The organism is Paenibacillus azoreducens, from assembly GCF_021654775.1.
Lineage (GTDB): Bacteria > Bacillota > Bacilli > Paenibacillales > Paenibacillaceae > Paenibacillus_AQ > Paenibacillus_AQ azoreducens.
In genome coordinates, this window is record NZ_AP025343.1 from 1,642,124 (window position 1) to 1,659,124 (window position 17,001).

A 17,001-nucleotide genomic window follows, 5' to 3' on the forward strand; every position below is an offset into this window, starting at 1 on the left:
AAATCAATGAAGGGGGAAGTTGGAATGCGGCAGGTAACAAGCGGATATCAAAAACAGAACGATGAAAAGAAAAGGCTTATGAGCAAGGGATTTCAAATGTTCGGCCTGAGACGGGGCTTGCGTCTGTTGGTTCTGGCTTCGCTCATCTCGGCGGGTATGTTGGCCGGCAGCGCGGCAGTTCCGGCGATGGCGGCAGAGGCAGGGACTGCTGCAGGCATGAACCAGGATCAAAGTGAAGCATTGACATACTTGAATAGCGTGAGAGCCAAGGTTGGGTTGCAGCCACTGCAGTTCAGCGCGACGATTTCGAAGGCGGCCCGGCTTCATGCGCTTTATTACAATGCCAATCATGAAAAATTGGCGGAGAATTCGCATAGCCAAACCAAAGGCGCATCCGGATTTACGGGAGCAACTGTCCTGGAGCGGCTGAAAGCATCCGGTTGGTCGCCCGGCCCGAACGGATATACGACCGGCGAAGTGATGCATTTCGAGCAGTCGGGGAGTAAGGAAGCCATAGAAAGCTGGCTGAATACCGCTTACCATCGGGAGATTATTCTCAGCCACAAATATAAGGAAATCGGAATCGGTCTTGTGGATGGCACTGCAGTCATGGATTTGGCTGGTCCTTATGATCCGGCTCCAATCAAGGGGGGCATCGCCGTATTTCCTTATAACGGCATGAAAAATGTGGATGTCGGCTTTTACGGGCTTGAAAATCCCAACCCGCTGAGCAAGTTCAATGTGAAAGAATCAGGTTACATTATTTCGGCAACGGCGCAAAACGAAATGGTATGGCATAAAGCCGACATTACCGACGAGAGCGGGGCTGACGTCCCTTATTTTGAAGAACTTCGCAACAAAAATACGCTGTTTATGTACCCCAAATCTGTTCTAAAAGAGAATCATACATATAAAGTGTCATTATCCTATGAAATGAAAGGAAAGGCCGGGAAGCAGCAAATAACCTGGTCATTTACCACCGGCGCCGCAGGTTCAAAAAGCTGAAGCGAAGCGATACCTTTATACTGCGAAGTAAGAACCTCTATACTGACGTTTGCAGACGTGCAAAACATCTAAGCCCCAAAAGCTGCCCTTATGAAATAAGAGGCGGCTTTTTGCTGTCCACTGGTCTGGAAAAAAATAGGGCTTTACAAACATTGATGTCATAGTGTACTATTCAACTAGAACACTAATACAAGAGGAGATGTGAGCATGAATCATCCCAATGATATACAATTAGACGCCGTGCTGTCGCTGCGGGGCGTTTCCAAGAAAATAGGGAACAAAAAAATCGTGGATCAGCTATCGTTTGATGTCCATGAAGGGGAAATCGTCGGTTTGCTCGGACCGAACGGCGCGGGGAAGACGACAACGATCCGCATGATCGCCGGACTGATTCAAATGACGGAAGGGGATATTTTCATTCGCGGGAGCAGCATCCGGCGCGATTGGAAAAAAGCGATTCGCCATATGGGAGCGATTATCGAGAATCCGGAATTTTATCCTTACATGACCGGTTATGATAACTTGAAACAATATCAGCGCATGAACGACTGGATCAGCGACAGCCGGATCGAAGAGGTCGTCCGTCTCGTCGGGCTTGAGAATGCCATGAAGAAAAAGGTCAAGGCCTATTCGCTCGGAATGCGCCAGCGGCTGGGAATAGCGCAGGCATTGCTGCACGAGCCCTCCGTCCTGATCCTGGACGAACCGACCAACGGGCTTGATCCGGCGGGCATTCGGGAAATGCGTGATTACCTGAAAACCATCGCCCGCGAGGAAGGCATTTCGATTCTGGTGTCGAGTCATCTTTTGCTGGAGATGGAGCAGTTATGCAGCCGGGTGGTCGTGATCCAGGAGGGCAAGCTGGTGACGGTACGTTCCCTAGTTGACGATGGAGGGGATCTGTCCGAAGAGAAAAATTTTGTGCGGGTCATGTTCCGGGTCGGCCGCCTTGAGGAAGCCAAACATGTGCTTGCCGCCCGCGATGATGCCGAAATTTTGCAGGTGGACGCAGGGCAAAGCGAGCTGCTGGTGGCGCTCCGGTACAAGGACATTCCAGATATGGTAACCGCGCTTGGCGCGGCGCAAGTCCCCATTTACCAAATCACGGAGCTGAAACAATCGCTGGAAGACGAATTTTTGAAATGGACGGGAGGAAACAGAATTGCGTAGTTTTATGAACCTTGTTACAAATGAATGGCTGAAAATGTCCAAGAAACGCAGCTTTTTTATTCCATATGCAATCATCGCGGTGATGGCGGTGACGGTGGCCTGGGTCATCAAGCGCTGGGGCGGAAATATGGACATATCCGTTTACGAATATACTGGCATGATGTCCAGCATCGATGGTTTCGGCAAGTTTGTCGCCATGCTTGCAATTATTTTTACGGCTGGCATGATATCCAAAGAACACAGCCAGGGAACGATTAAATTTTTGCTCATCCGCGGTCAAAGCCGCGTTAAAATACTCGCTTCAAAATATGCGGCGGCGCTGCTGTTTGTCTTGTCGCTGATCGTTTGGCTTCATGTAACATGCTTCGCTTCGGGAGCTTTATTTTTCGGGTTCGAGCAGTCTCCGGGTGTATGGAACGATATGCTGATCGTGGGCGGAAGCACGCTTGTATACAGCATCGTTTACACGACACTGGCGTTTATGATGGGCGTGCTGACGCGCTCGACAGGCGCGGCGATGGGTCTGGGGATGATGGCCGTTGTACTGAGCAGTATTGTTATCCCAAAGAGCTTTTACAAATACGTGCTGTTTCCGAACGTAAATCTGTCTGTATACAGTCACGGGGGACAGCCGCCGATCGAAGGGATGACGCTTCCTTTTTCGATCACGGTTTTGGCCATATATCTCATCTTGTTTCTTGGCATCAGCTTTGTTACGTTTAAGAGACGTGATATAGCCTGATGCAGCCAAGGGGCAAAGCTGACGGCGAAAGGAGTTTAGCCACTTGAGCATCGAATTTGACAACAACTTGCCGATCTATCTCCAAATTATGAACCATATCAAAAAGCAGATCGTTTCCGGTCTGCTTCAGCCTGGAGATAAAATTCCGTCCGTAAGGGAGCTTGCGGCGGACCTGCAAATTAATCCGAATACGGTCCAGCGGACGTTTCAGGAGTTGGAACGCGAGGAAGTCGTGGAGACAAAACGCGGACTGGGAAGATATGTGACAAGCGAGGAATCCAAAATTATGACGATTAAAAAGGAAATGGCGGGAGATTTGCTGCACCAATTCATTCATGGCATGCAGGAACTGGGGTTTAGAAATCAGGATATCGTCACCATCGTTAAGGAAGCGGTGGCTGCCGATGCCGGGAACGGCCTGGAACGGAAGGGGGAAAATGCAGATGGAAACGCTGCTGAAAGTTAAGTCCCTGTCCAAACGATACGGCTCCAAGCAGGCGCTGGACCAGGTCAGCTTTGAGATCGGAATGGGCAAAATTATCGGTTTGCTCGGCCCAAACGGAAGCGGCAAAAGCACGATGATGCAAGTTATTGCCGGCCTCACTCCCGCTACAGCCGGAGAGGTTTCTGTCATGGGCAAACCCGTCGGCCTAGAAACGAAAAAACTCATTTCCTATATGCCCGACCGTCCGATGACCGAAAGTTGGATGAAGGTGAAGGACGCCGTTGCCTTTTACAAGGATTTTTATGCAGACTTTGATGGGGAAAAGGCGCGTGAAATGCTGGATTTTATGAATTTGGACGAAAAGAGCTCAGTCAGCGCATTATCCAAAGGCATGAATGAACGTCTGCAACTTACGTTGGCCCTTTCGCGCCAAGTCAATCTCTATTTGCTGGATGAACCGATCGGCGGGGTGGATCCCGTGGCCCGGGGTAAAATTCTGGATGCCATCGTGCGTTTTTACAGCGAGGACAGCAGTCTCGTCATCTGCACCCATCTGGTCCGGGATATGGAGCGGATTTTCGATGAAGTGATGTTTCTGAACAATGGAAGCATCACGCTGCACGAGGAAGTGGAAGATCTCCGCATCAAGCATGGAAGGAGCGTCGACGAGATGTTTAAAGAGGTGTTTGGCGAATGATCAAGCTGCTGAAATACGATCTGAGGCGTAACGCGAATCTATTGTTCGGTGTTATGGCTGTGCTGATCCTTGCGGAACTGGCATTGATCTTCTGGACTACGCTAGCGCTGCAATTAAGAATTGGATTAGGCATATTCTTTTTCGGCTTGGCCGGAGCCGTCCTCACGATTAACAATATGAAGGTGTTCGATTATAACATCCATTCGGTGAGTCGAAGGCTTCTTCCTGTCCGCTCCTTGTCCTATGTTTGGTCGTCCCTTGTTTACGGTTTGCTGAATAATTTGGTGGTGCTCCTGATTGGCGTCGGATTCGGGTTTTATTGGTACTCACAGGACAACAGTGAGCTTTGGAGCGGTTCCGGTCTTTCGTTTTATTTCTGGTCTATGGTGTCGGCAGAGGTTGTATTTTCGGTTTTATTTGCATATTTGTTGCTGTACATGATCATCGCTTTGGCGAGAAGCATAACGAAAAAAGGCGTTTTCTGGGTCGGGCTTCTCCTGTACATGGTTATAGCGATTGCGATAGACTGGATTGATAGGGTTCTGTTTGATTCGAATCGCGGCCAGCCGCTTTTTTTGGTAAATATCTTTAGAGCGCAGGATGGAGCACTACCGAATACTTCCACGAACTCGGTTTTGCTTACGTACGGGCAAATTGCATTTTACTTGCTGCTCTGCATTGTCTTTCTTTTCGTCATCAAGTGGTGCGTCGAGAAAAGAATTGAAGCCGAATAAGCATATGCAAGTTAGAGCCTACTGTGGCCCGCATTAAGTTCACCCCTTAGAATATACATTGGAAAAAACCTTGGTTAATCCGATGAAATCTAAGGGGTGTATTTTTTATGATGATCGGATGTTAAGTTTCCAGCGGTAGGTGAAAACTTTCTGCTCGCAAGAAAAGCCTCATCTTACGCAGGGGCATTCATCGTGGAAAGGGCTCCGAATGGAAGCTTTTCTTAAGATTATAAAATTTATAGTTTTAAGCGGAGCTTAAGTATTCTATAATCGCAAGAAAAACATCCGCTAAATACGGTCTGTCTTCTTAGAAAGTACGTCGATAGACGTTTTTCTTATGGAAGTTGAAGGACGGAAGTTTGTTTTCTTTATGCCAACTGTTTTCTAACGGACACCACGGCCGCTAAATGGCCCAAAACAGCTACTTTATAAATGTAACGGACACCACAGCGCTTAATTGCCCCAAAACAACGTCAAAAGGGCCTTTTTCACAAAATAACAGCATCTGTGTCCGTTAGAAATCAAAATGCGCGAAATTGGCCTCAATAGCGGCCGCTGTGTCCGTTAGAGATTTAGCTGCAACTGTGCCCGTTAAAAATCATAATGCTCGAAATCGACCTTCATAGCTGCCGATGTATCTCTTAAAGTTTCACACTGGTATATGATAATACGGCAAACGCATAGTTTCGCGAAAGCCAAGTTTTTTGGCCAAATTTACTGAGGCCGTGTTTTCAAGACGGCATGACCACACGGGCTCTAAACCATTTACAAGGCAATAATTGATAAGTGTTATGCATGCAATGCGGGCTAACCCTTTACCTCGATGTTTTTCTGCCGTTTCGATACCGATTTCCAGTTTTCCATCATGCACAAAGGCTGCGAAAGCTGTGGTGGCTGGTTCATTATCAACCTTGACAGTAAAACTGATTGCTGTCTGCAAAAACTGTTGTTCATCACGCCAAAAAGCTTTGGGAATGACTGAGCCTTCAATGTTTGCATACATATCAACTGAAGAAGGGACAACGGTATAATTGTCCAAAGATATAAGCGAATTGTTGTGTTCATACGCGTCTTTATCAAAAGAAAAATTAAGACGAGTATAAAGTGTTGCTTGATTGTTATGAACCAATTTTTCAAGTTGGGTTTCCCAAGTGCGGGGAAATGCCTGCAGCCATTCATCCATATTCCTTGGTTCAGTTTTTTGTATAAAGTAGTCCCAAAGTTCATCGTTAAACTGTTCATTATCGGCATCCCCAAAAAGCAGCGACATCCCATAAGCATGAATAACATAAAATGACGTCGGATCGTATGCCGAATCGGCAAAAACTTTACCGCCGGCATGACCGGCAAGCACAGAGCGCACAAACAACGTATTGCAATCCACTTGGTTTAATGGATTCAAAAGCATTTTATATTGACTTTCATCCAACTGAATCATAGCGGTACCCCCTATTAAAAATGAAAAGTTAATAAGCAGAGCAGCTTGTTCTAAGATAGTAGTACTGAGATCAGCATATATTTCAGCGGTGCATAATATCAATCATTCAATATTGAATCTATACCGGTATAGATTTCATAGGGGGGTTAAATAATGGCAAACTACAAATACGAATATGTTGCCAATACCATAAAGGAAAAGATCCTCTGCGGCGTGTATAAAGCCGGCAGTAAATTGCCGTCCATACAAATGCTTGCTAAAGAGCTGTCCCTTAATACCGATACCGTCATTAGAGCATACAAATGGCTGGAGTCCGAACATTTAATCTATGCCGTGGCAAAAAGCGGATATTATGTAGTGAAATCTACCGATGTTATTGAAGAGGGGGCGACTATCATTGACATGCTTACAACTAGCCCCGCTAATGAGGTAAATCCATATAAGGATTTTTATCATTGCATGGAAAAAGCAATTTCATTATATGAACACAAGTTGTTTGCGTACTCTCCCACGAAAGGAATGCCGGAGTTAATCAACATACTGCAAAAACATATGGTTAATTATCAGATATTTGCCAAAGGACAGGATATATTCATGACCAGTGGCGAACAACAAGCATTGTTCATCCTCGCTTCAATGTCTTTTCCTAATGGACAAAATACGATTCTTGTGGAACAACCGACTTACCCTGTCATGCTGGAAACAATCCGTGTAAATAATGCTTCTGTGATTGGTATACATAGAACAGCAAACGGTTTGGATCTCGCTGAACTCGAGAGAATATTTGCGCAGAACACCATTAAATTTTTTTATCTTATGCCAAGATTTCAAAATCCTACAGGCTTTTCTTATAGCAATAGGCAGAAAAAAGAGATTCTTCGATTAGCCAAAAAATATCATGTATATATCGTGGAAGACGATTATCTGGCTGACCTGGAATTAAACCCGAGAAACGACCCGTTTGCGGCTTTCGATGTTGATAACATTGTTATTTATGTCAGAAGTTTTTCTAAAACGCTTTTGCCAGGTTTAAGATTGGGGATGGCAATCATTCCAAAGCCATTGCAGGAAGAATTTACGAAGAGAAAAAATGCAATCGACCTGAATTCATCTGTCTTTTCGCAGGGCGCTTTAGAAATATATCTCCGAAGCAGTATGTATGAAATGCATATCAAAAGAACAAAGGCTTTCTATAAAGAAAAAATGGAGCTTTTAAGCAAAGAGTGTAAAAAGGAACTAAAGAATTTGGCGCGCTGTTATATACCGTCAACCGGCATATTTGCTTATATTGAAGTAGAACATTTCTCGGCAGAATCCTTCATTGCCAAACTGGAGAAAAATGGACTAAAAGCAATGAGCACAAATTCAGCTTATATAGACGGTTTTGCCCATTCTGAAGGGATTAGATTATGTACATGTAAAGCCGATACCCAATCGATCGCCCGTGCTGTTCAAATACTCAGACAAACACTGCTGGATGGAGATAACCATAGCGTATGAATCTTAATGAAGACAAAAGATAACTGCCTGGTCATCGCCTTGGCGTGCAGCTGGTTTTGAATCGTTTTCCAAGGCATGGAAGAGTGATCCGATCAGCCCGGAAACCCGCATTAGATCAGCCTTTCCAGCCTTTTGCAGACGCTTGCAAACCCAGCGCTTAGCCGATACAATAGGATTAAATTATGGGACGAAAGTGAACCTTCGCATTTATGAATGGGAAACTAAAACTTCCGGCTCAGCAGCTGTTATTTGATTGACGGGAGACAGGAAGGGGCGGAAAGCATTGCCAAACGTACAGGAAATGGGAAAGACGCTGCTCAGCATCCGCAGCCATTTTAACGGGCTGACCAAGACGGAGCAGAAGGTAGCGTTATATATTTTGGAAAATGCCCAAGATTTGATTTATGACTCGGTAACGGAGCTTGCGGAGAAGGCGGATGTCGGGGAGACGACCGTGCTGCGTTTTTGCCGCAAAATGAAGTTCCAGGGCTTTCAGGATTTCAAGCTTTCCTTGGCTCAGGATTTGGTGAAACCAACCGACCATATCCATGAAGAAATAGCGGAAGATGATGATCCGCTTACGCTCAGCCAAAAAATTATCGGCACGCATCTGCGGACGCTGGAACAAACGCGCGAGTTGATCAGCGGGGAGCAGCTGACCCGGGCGATCGATGTGCTGACAGCGGCTGGCAACATCCATTTCTTTGGCGTAGGTTCCTCAGGGTTAACCGCTGCTCAAGGAGCGCACAGCTTTGCGAGAATCGGCAAAAACAGCCTGGCGGTCACGGATACCCATTTCCAGGCCATGCAGGCTTCACTGATGACGAATGGCGATGCAGCTGTCGGACTTTCGATTTCGGGCAGCACGAAGGATACGATCGATAATCTGACCATCGCCAAAAAAGCGGGAGCCCGCATTATCGCCATCACGAGCAATGCCCGCTCGCCGATCACCAAAATAGCGGATATCGTGCTCATTGTAGTAGGCAGGGAAAATCCGCTGCAGGGCAGCTCGCTGGCGGCCAAAATGTCGCAGCTGGCGATCATCGATATTTTGAATGTGGCCGTGTCGCTGAAAATGAAGGAAGAAGCGATTAAATACAGGGAAATTACCGCCAAAGCTACCTCGGACAAGCTGTACTAGAGAAGCAGTACAAAAATGAAATGACCTGCACAGGTTCTTGTACCTTGGCAGGCTTTTTTGTTTTTGGGGATTATGTGATGAGATAAAATGACAAATTGATACTTTTTTCTTGGGTCTATCTGGTAAAATACGGCGGAGATATTGGAATACATAAAGTAGTGGAAAAGGTGGATGAACATGAATCAATTTAAAGCGAAAAACTGGTGCGCGCTGATTTTGGCGCTTTTGCTGCTGAGCGTGGCAATCCCTGTATCAGCAGAAGAAGCAAAGCTTGTATGGACATCGAAAATCGAAAGCGCGGAGTCCGATTATTGGCCGGAACTGTATGCGGTGCCGGAAAAGGAAACGGTTTACGTTACGACCACGGTACCGGCTCCGCGTGCCAAAGCTAAACGGGAGAGCTACGATGCGCTTAAAGCATTTGACGCCGAATCGGGTAAGTTGAAGTGGACTTATCAGTTTCAAGCTGCCAAAGGCGACTCCACGACAAGCGAATTTCCTGTTTTCGCCTACGCTCCAAATGGCACAGTATACGCGCTTTTGCATTATGAAAGCGGGGAAAAAAAGCTTTATTCGATCAATGCTTCAGGCAAGGCGAACTGGATTGCCAACGTTCCCGTGACAGGTATGCTGAATCGATTGGATAATGGTACGGTGGTTGTTTCGTCTGATCGGCAGATGGACTCAAAAGGGAATTGCACCTCGAAAATTTTGATGTACAGCCCTGCCGGCAACCTGATCTATACGGGGCAGGTTAAAGGGGAGGTGCTGTATGCCGGACAAAATCGGGTCATTGTCAACGCCACCAATCCGCAAAAACACGGGGACTATCGGCTTCAAGATATAGAGGTTTACGATGCATCGATAAAGTCAGGAAACGCTTCGTTAAAAAAGCAATATGTCTATCGTTATCCGAAAGGCTCCGGTCTGATTGCTGAAGGAAACAAGCTGTTCCTGATGCAAAACGGCACTCTGCTTCTTCGTTCAGGGGGAGAGAAGTTGAAAAATGAACTGACAGCTTTGGATCCTACCGGCAAGCTTCTTTGGAAACGCAGCATTCCGGGAGGTTCGGCTGTACAGGTTGCGGGTGACTATTACGGCGTGTATGATGACAAAAAACTCGAAGTTTATGATGCGGCGAATAACTCTGCAGCCGAGACCGTATTAGAAGGAACCGATCTGCCAATGTACAATCTCCAGGTTACGCGAGACGGCAAGTTTATGATTTCATACGAAGAATGGACTTATATTTTGGAGCCTGAAACGCTGAAGGTTCTTTATAAGCTGCCAAGCGAAATAGGTTACATTCTGGATTATGCCGGAAAAGGCGTCGTATTTGGTGTTGAACCGGGAAAGCTATATAAATACATCGTCAAGTAATAGAAGAGATGGATATCAAGCATTAAGTAAAAAGGGAGGTGGATAGGATGCCGGAAATACCGGATCATCTGGATTATGGGCTTTCCATCTTGTTTATCGGTTTTAATCCCAGCTTGAAGTCTGGAGAGACCGGACATCATTACGCCAATCCGCGCAACAATTTTTACCGGATTTTGCATCGCGCCGGACTGACGCCGCGTCTGTATGATGCTTCGGAAGACCAGGAGCTGCTGAAGCTGGGGTACGGTTTTACCAATATCGTAGCGCGGCCGACGCGTGGAATCGATGATATCGACCGCAGCGAATATGCGGAAGGAAGAGAAATTCTACGCGCAAAGCTTACGGAATACCGTCCGAAGATCGCTTGTTTTGTCGGCAAAGGCGTCTATACCGAATACGGTAAAAAAAGCAAGGCGGACTGGGGGTTTCAGCCGGACCCCGTTATCACCGGAATTCATGAGTTTGTGGCTCCGTCGTCGAGCGGTTTGGTACGGATGCCGATGGAAGAGATTGTAGGGATTTACCGGCAGCTGGCGGAATATATCGCGGAGCATGGGGAGCACGGGGAGTAAAGGGAATGAGGCGCTCATATCGGGAGAAAATAACATAATAAGCAGCGAGCATCCCGGAAATGCGGTTGAGTTCTCTCAGGTTGACCTATTTATACGAGGATTTGCAAATATCCAAAAAGAAAGCTGTCCCGAAAGGGACAGCTTTCTTTATACTTCTAATCTTATCTTATCTTATCAATATCCCCAAATCATCGCAAAGAGCGTGCCGAAGATCGTAGCGAGGCCGACGAATGCGGCATAAGCGATGTTTAAGTACAACGACTTTTTCGAGTCTGTTTCACCGATATGCATGAACAGAACCAGTTGCAGCGATGCCTGCAGTACGGCGCTGATGATCAGGATAACCATTGCAGCCGCAAACGAAAGATTCCAGTAAATAACGCCAAGTGCCACAAGTGAAAGGACCAGCGAGAAGATATATCCCATCACGTGACGTATCGGGAATAATCGTGCCATTTTACATCAATCCTTTCAGATAGACAAAGCTGAAAATGAAGATCCAGACCACATCAAGGAAGTGCCAGTACAGCGAGAAAATAAAAGATTTATTCGCTGTTTCATCCGTAAAGCCTTGTCGATTTACTTGCAGCAGAATAGCTGCTCCCCACAGAATACCCATGGTTACGTGCAGACCGTGAGTGCCAAGAAGGACAAACAAACTGGACAGGAAGGCGCTGGTTTGCAGCGTGGCGCCTTCATGAACATAATTCACGAACTCGGTTATCTCGATGCCAAGGAAGCCAAGGCCCATCAACAGCGTGATTCCGAAGAAAACCATCATCGGTTTTTTCAAATTGAGGCGCATGGCATGAATGCCAAGGCCGCAGGTAAAGCTGCTTGTCAGCAGGAGCAACGTTTCCCAGATCACCCCGCCGACCTCGAAAATTTCTTTGCCGGTCGGGCCGTTGCCCGTACGGTTCCATAAGGTAAAGTACACGGCGAACAACGTAGAGAACAGGACAATCTCTGCACCAAGGAAAAGCCAGAATCCGAAGATTTTATTGCTGTTCTCTTCCGTTCTATACTCCAGCGGCAGCGAGTCATTTATTTTCATACGGTATCACCCCGCAATTTCTGTTCAGTAGCGGCAATTTCCTTCGCCGAAATATGGTAGCCATGATCGCGTTCGAAGGAACGCACCGCCAGCATGATGATCACGCCAACGCCTGCGATGATCGCAGGTATGAACCAGCTGAATACAAGGGAAAAGCCCAGGATAAACATGATGACGCCGAGAATAAACGGTTGCCCGCTGTTGCTTGGCATATGAATCTCTTCGTAAGGTCCTTCCTCATAGAGAGGAACGTTATGCTTTTTGGCATGCCAGAAAGCATCTTGCGATTTCACGTTTGGCAATTTGGCAAAGTTGTATACCGGAACCGGACTTGGTGTACTCCATTCCAGCGTACGTGCATCCCATGGATCTCCGCCTTCATTGCGCGGACTGTGACGGAAGCTGTGGAAGAAGTTGTAGCACAGTACCACAAAGCCGATCGCAAGTACAAAGGCGCCAATTGTCGCGATCATGTTCAGCGGACCGAAGCCGGTGCTTGCCGAATACGTGTACATCCGGCGCGTCATACCGTTAAGTCCAAGGAAGAACAGCGGCATGAAGGCAACGTTAAATCCGATGATGATCAGCCAGAAAGCCCATTTTGCCAGACGTTCGTTCAGACGGAAGCCGAACATTTTAGGGAACCAGTAGTGCATGCCGGCCAATACCCCGAATACTGTACCCGGAATCAGCACATAGTGGAAGTGCGCAACCAGGAACATCGTATTGTGATACTGATAGTCGGCACTTGCCATAGCCAGCATGACGCCGGTTACGCCGCCGATCGTAAAGATCGGAATAAAGCCCATCGCGTACAGCATCGGAGATGTGAACGAGATTTTACCTTTCTGCAGCGTAAACAGCCAGTTAAAGATCTTAACCCCTGTCGGAACGGCAATGGCCATCGTCGTAATTGAGAAGAAGCCATTAACCATAGCGCCTTGACCCATCGTATAGAAGTGGTGCGCCCATACGAGGAAGGATAGGACTGAAATGGCCACCATACTGACAACCATCGATTTGTATCCGTACAAATTCTTTTTCGAGAATGTAGAGATAACATCACTGAATATACCGAAGGCCGGCAAAATAACGATGTATACCTCAGGGTGTCCCCAAACCCAGAACAGGTTAGCCCAGAGCATATCCATACCGCCGTTGGCCATCGTAAAGAATTGGCTTCCGAAAATACGGTCGAACATCATCAGGGCAAGTGCTACGGTCAGCACAGGGAATGCAAACAAAATAATAACGTTCGTGATCAATACCGACCAAGTGAACATTGGCATACGCATCAGTTTCATGCCTGGCGCACGCATTTTCAGGATCGTCACGATAAAGTTGACGCCTGTCATGAGCGTTCCGATACCGGATATTTGCAGTGCAAGAGAATAGTAGTTATTGCCCACTGTCGGGCTGAATTCAAGGCTTGCAAGCGGGAAATATGCGGACCAGCCGGCATCAGGCGATCCCCCGATGACAAACGAAAGATTAAGCAGCATCGCTCCAAAGAAGAACATCCAGAAGCTAACGGCATTCAGTCTAGGGAAAGCGACGTCGCGCGCACCGATTTGCAGCGGAATGACTACGTTCATCATCCCGATAACAAACGGCATCGCCATGAACAGAATCATGATAAGCCCGTGCGTCGTAAAAATTTCATTATAATGCTGCGCATCCAGAATCTTATTATCAGGAACTGCGAGCTGAGTCCGCATCAAAAGGGCGTCTACGCCGCCGCGGAACAGCATGATCAGCGCCGATATAATATACATGATGCCAATCCGTTTATGGTCAACCGTGGTGAGCCATTCCCGCCACAGATATCCCCATTTTTTAAAATAGGTCAATCCGATCACGATCGCGAGGGATACGAGAATGATGCTGACGTCGGCAGCGTAAATCATCGGCTCACCGGTAACGAAAAATTCGTCCCATTTCATGAAAGTTTTTCTCCTTTCTCCATGAAGTTAATGTCCGTGTTCCATGGAAGAATGATCGCTCATATCCATGTTGCCCATGTCATCCTGCATTTGGTCCATAGGCTTTTCGCCGGATGTTTTATCGCTGTCAGAACCGCTTCCGCCATGATGGTGTCCGGCCATGTCTCCTTCAGGAGGAGGGGCGAAACCAAGATGGGTGGAACTATACGATTTACGGCCTATATGCGGTGTATCCAGCAAGGTTTTGAATTCCTGCTCGCTCAATTTTGGAGCGGTTTGTTTTACGTCATCTACCCATTTTGTAAAATCGGCAGGAGATTGGGCCAAGGCTTCGAATTCCATTTCAGCAAAACCTTTACCGGAGAAGTTCGAGTTTTTACCCATAAAAGAACCTTCATGATCCGCTACGAAATGCAGCTTGGTGATCATATCGCTCATTGCGTATTTCTGGCCGCCGAGCTGCGGAATCCAGAAGCTGGTGATCGGACCGTAAGAATAGAGTCTGAACTCAACCGGACGGTTCGTCGGAATATTAACGTAGTTAACCGTTTCAATGCCTTCCTCCGGATAACTGAAATGCCATTTCCAATCGGAAGATGCAGCATAGATGACCAGCGGCTTTTGGGACTCGTAGCCTTCGGGCACTTTTTCTACGGCATTGGTGGTGCGAACGGTGACAACAGAAAGAATGGCAACGATAATGATAGGGATCAGGGTCCAAATCAATTCGAGCCATTTACTACCCTCCATATGCGGCGGTTCGTAATCATCACTAGTTTTGCTGGCCCGATATTTTGTTAACATGTAAATATACAGGATGTATACTACAATCAACACTAAGGCCATCATCAGAATCGAAAAGATAATGGTATTGGATTGGGTTTTAGCTACCGGACCTTTCGGATTCAATACAAGCAGTGACGAATCACATCCACTTAGCAGCATTACGATGGAGATAAAGATTAATGAAAACAACCATCTTTTTTTCTTCACAGGAAACTCCTTTCTAGCATGACTTGACGCTGAGTTGGATTATTCGCGAATCCTCATAGCCATAGCATAGTAATGAGTCAAATCGAAAACAAATACATAAAAAAGGTAAAATGTAATTTAATTACAATTATTCTGTGATAATCTTCACACAATAAAGTAAAAAACGCCGAAAAAGTCCATTTAACTTGAAAAAACGCCATATTCGGCGATTTTCATTTTTGTTCATAATTGGGCTGAAAGAGAACAGTTGTGCCAGTTCTGTCACAATTGAAAAGGTTTTTAGGGCTTGCGAAGACTGCTCTGAAAAAGGGCGGGATACCCCTGGAATTGGCTTGTGGCGCAGGGAAATGTGCTAAAATAGCCACAGATGGTTTACCGTAATAAAAATCACAAACATAAAGAGGGAACAGGAATGAATGAGAACCAAAACGCGGTAAGAGGGATCTTTTTTGACGTGGATGATACGCTTTACGACCATTTGGAGCCGCTTCGACTGGCGCTTCAGCGTGTGCTCGCCATGGGGGAAGACTTCCCATATGGAAAGCTCTACCACCGTTTCAGATATTATAGCGACATCTTGTCCGCAGAGCATGGTGCAATAAATGCCGCCGAAGCGAAAAAGGACTTGCAGGATATGCGGGTGCGGCGGGCGAAGCTTGCGCTTGCGGAATTCGGCGTTCAAGTGACGGATCGCGAGGCTGCGCGCATTCAGGATGCGTATTTGGAAGGACAATTTCAGATCCAGCCTTTTCCTGGTGCGGTAGAATTGATTCGTGATCTGCAGGCGGCGGGGCATGTCGTCGGATTGATCACGAATGGGCCGGCAGAACATCAGATGGCCAAAATCAAAGCGTTGGCGATGGATTCGATCATAGCGCCCGGGCAGATCTTCATCTCCGGAGCCGTCGGTTATGACAAGCCGGACCCGCGTTTGTTTGCGTATGTCAATGAACAAATAGGGACCAATGCAGCGAGCAGTTATTATATCGGGGATTCCTGGCGCAATGACGTAGTAGGGGCGCTGGGAGCGGGATGGACCGCCGTCTGGTTCAACCACCGGCAGGTGCAAGCAGAAACGGAGCATCAGCCGCATTATACGGCAGCGGATTACCGGGAACTGGCGGGCATTTTGCTGGATTGATGGAAAGGAAGTCCATCCGTTTGGAAAAAAGATCCGAAGATTGATCCATTGGAGACGTGTTGTACGGCGGCTCACCGCTTAATGGGGGAGTCTTTTTAAAAGCGTGCGAAAGTGCATCTTTTTTCACCTGAATTGACCAAGAGTCACATTGAGCGGCGAAATAAATGCACTTTCGCAACAATTCTTTTAGAAACAAATATATAGCGTAAAAAGGTTGCACAATTGCAGGCTTTTGGACGAATGAACCAAACGAACCAACGAACCGAACGAGCCACGAACCGAATGAGGTGATCCGGAGCCTCGAAAAATAGCCCAGTCTCAGCACTGACACCTAATGTGTTTTTAATGACTCCCAGCAAAAGGTTGCAAAAGTGCATTTTTTACTTGCTCAACCTGCTAATTTAAGCTAAAAGCGTGCGAAAGTGCATCCTTTTTCACCTGAATTGACCAAGAGTCACATTGAGCAGCGAAATAAATGCACTTTCGCAACAATTCTTTTAAAAACGAATATATAGCGTAAAAAGGTTGCACAATTGCAGGCTTTTGGACGAACGAACCGAACGAACCGAACGAGCCACGAACCAAACGATCCACGAACCAAACGATCCAACGAACTGAACGAGGTGATCCGGAGCCTCGAAAAATAGCCCAGTCTGAGCACTGACTCCTAATGTGTTTTTAATGACTCCCAGCAAAAGGTTGCAAAAGTGCATTTTTTACTGGCTCAATCGGCTAATTTAAGCTAAAAGCGTGCGAAAGTGCATCCTTTTTCACCTGAATTGACCAAGAGTCACATTGAGCAGCGAAATAAATGCACTTTCGCAACAATTCTTTTAAAAACAAATATATAGCGTAAAAAGGTTGCACAATTGCAGGCTTTTGGATGAACGAACCGAACGAGCCACGAACCAAACGAACCGAACGTGCCAACGAACCAATCGATCCAATCCGGAGCCCGAATAAACGATTGGCTATACCTGTTCATCCCTGGATGATAAGGTAACCGGAGACCGAAATTAAAAAGGCGGTGCAGGAATGGGTTC

General features: G+C 46.7%; 16 protein-coding genes. 11 read left to right on the forward strand and 5 right to left on the reverse strand.

Translation table 11 applies throughout. The features are described from left to right. Positions 1–24 precede the first annotated feature (24 nt). From L6442_RS06950 to L6442_RS06975, 6 genes are all read left to right on the forward strand, one after another. The gene (locus L6442_RS06950) at positions 25–1,005 is read left to right on the forward strand and encodes a CAP domain-containing protein (RefSeq protein ID WP_212977517.1); all 981 of its coding nucleotides are present in this window, start codon (positions 25–27) and stop codon (positions 1,003–1,005) included. A 207-nt stretch (positions 1,006–1,212) separates the two neighbouring features. Further along, positions 1,213–2,175, forward strand: coding sequence for an ABC transporter ATP-binding protein (locus L6442_RS06955; protein WP_212977518.1), 963 nt, complete (start codon positions 1,213–1,215; stop codon positions 2,173–2,175). Further along, on the forward strand, positions 2,168–2,917 hold the full coding sequence (locus tag L6442_RS06960) for an ABC transporter permease (RefSeq protein ID WP_212977519.1): 750 nt from the start codon (positions 2,168–2,170) through the stop codon (positions 2,915–2,917). Before L6442_RS06955 ends, L6442_RS06960 begins: the two co-directional genes overlap by 8 nt. A gap of 43 nt (positions 2,918–2,960) precedes the next feature. Beyond that, the gene (locus L6442_RS06965; RefSeq protein ID WP_212977520.1) at positions 2,961–3,383 is read left to right on the forward strand and encodes a GntR family transcriptional regulator; all 423 of its coding nucleotides are present in this window, start codon (positions 2,961–2,963) and stop codon (positions 3,381–3,383) included. Next, a complete protein-coding gene (locus tag L6442_RS06970; RefSeq protein ID WP_212977521.1) occupies positions 3,361–4,059 on the forward strand; it encodes an ABC transporter ATP-binding protein in 699 nt (232 codons plus the stop codon). The genes L6442_RS06965 and L6442_RS06970 overlap by 23 nt, the downstream gene beginning before the upstream one ends. Then, the gene (locus tag L6442_RS06975; protein WP_212977522.1) at positions 4,056–4,793 is read left to right on the forward strand and encodes a hypothetical protein; all 738 of its coding nucleotides are present in this window, start codon (positions 4,056–4,058) and stop codon (positions 4,791–4,793) included. Before L6442_RS06970 ends, L6442_RS06975 begins: the two co-directional genes overlap by 4 nt. 649 nt (positions 4,794–5,442) lie before the next feature. On the opposite strand, the gene L6442_RS06980 is transcribed toward L6442_RS06975, so the two are convergent. Continuing rightward, entirely contained in the window at positions 5,443–6,231 is a 789-nt protein-coding gene (locus tag L6442_RS06980; protein WP_212977523.1) for a GNAT family N-acetyltransferase, read from the reverse strand. Positions 6,232–6,384: 153 nt separating this feature from the next. Here L6442_RS06980 and L6442_RS06985 point away from each other — a divergent pair, with 153 nt between their 5' ends. The 4 genes from L6442_RS06985 to L6442_RS07000 all read left to right on the forward strand — a co-directional run bounded on the left by L6442_RS06985 (position 6,385) and on the right by L6442_RS07000 (position 10,827). Next, the gene (locus tag L6442_RS06985) at positions 6,385–7,731 is read left to right on the forward strand and encodes an aminotransferase-like domain-containing protein (RefSeq protein ID WP_212977524.1); all 1,347 of its coding nucleotides are present in this window, start codon (positions 6,385–6,387) and stop codon (positions 7,729–7,731) included. Positions 7,732–8,014: 283 nt separating this feature from the next. Beyond that, entirely contained in the window at positions 8,015–8,875 is an 861-nt protein-coding gene (locus L6442_RS06990) for a MurR/RpiR family transcriptional regulator (RefSeq protein ID WP_228101208.1), read from the forward strand. Positions 8,876–9,052: 177 nt separating this feature from the next. Further along, the gene (locus L6442_RS06995) at positions 9,053–10,255 is read left to right on the forward strand and encodes an outer membrane protein assembly factor BamB family protein (protein WP_212977525.1); all 1,203 of its coding nucleotides are present in this window, start codon (positions 9,053–9,055) and stop codon (positions 10,253–10,255) included. Positions 10,256–10,302: 47 nt separating this feature from the next. Beyond that, positions 10,303–10,827, forward strand: a complete 525-nt coding sequence (locus L6442_RS07000; protein WP_212977526.1) for a mismatch-specific DNA-glycosylase — start codon at positions 10,303–10,305, stop codon at positions 10,825–10,827. Between the two features lie 174 nt (positions 10,828–11,001). Here L6442_RS07000 and qoxD read toward each other — a convergent pair whose 3' ends face one another. The 4 genes from qoxD to qoxA are packed head-to-tail and all read right to left on the reverse strand — an operon-like array spanning position 11,002 to position 14,817. Continuing rightward, the gene (gene qoxD / locus L6442_RS07005; protein ID WP_194232649.1) at positions 11,002–11,283 is read right to left on the reverse strand and encodes a cytochrome aa3 quinol oxidase subunit IV; all 282 of its coding nucleotides are present in this window, start codon (positions 11,281–11,283) and stop codon (positions 11,002–11,004) included. A gap of 1 nt (position 11,284) precedes the next feature. Continuing rightward, positions 11,285–11,881, reverse strand: coding sequence for a cytochrome aa3 quinol oxidase subunit III (qoxC, locus tag L6442_RS07010; protein WP_194232648.1), 597 nt, complete (start codon positions 11,879–11,881; stop codon positions 11,285–11,287). Further along, positions 11,878–13,824: a cytochrome aa3 quinol oxidase subunit I gene (qoxB, locus tag L6442_RS07015; RefSeq protein WP_212977527.1), complete on the reverse strand. Its 1,947-nt coding sequence runs from the start codon at positions 13,822–13,824 to the stop codon at positions 11,878–11,880. Before qoxB ends, qoxC begins: the two co-directional genes overlap by 4 nt. Before the next feature lie 27 nt (positions 13,825–13,851). Beyond that, complete coding sequence (gene qoxA / locus L6442_RS07020) at positions 13,852–14,817, reverse strand: cytochrome aa3 quinol oxidase subunit II (protein ID WP_212977528.1); 966 nt, start codon at positions 14,815–14,817, stop codon at positions 13,852–13,854. Between the two features lie 412 nt (positions 14,818–15,229). Here qoxA and L6442_RS07025 point away from each other — a divergent pair, with 412 nt between their 5' ends. Beyond that, positions 15,230–15,958 carry an HAD family hydrolase gene (locus L6442_RS07025; protein ID WP_212977529.1) on the forward strand — a complete coding sequence of 243 codons (729 nt, stop codon included), beginning with the start codon at positions 15,230–15,232 and terminating at the stop codon, positions 15,956–15,958. Positions 15,959–17,001: the final 1,043 nt, after the last annotated feature.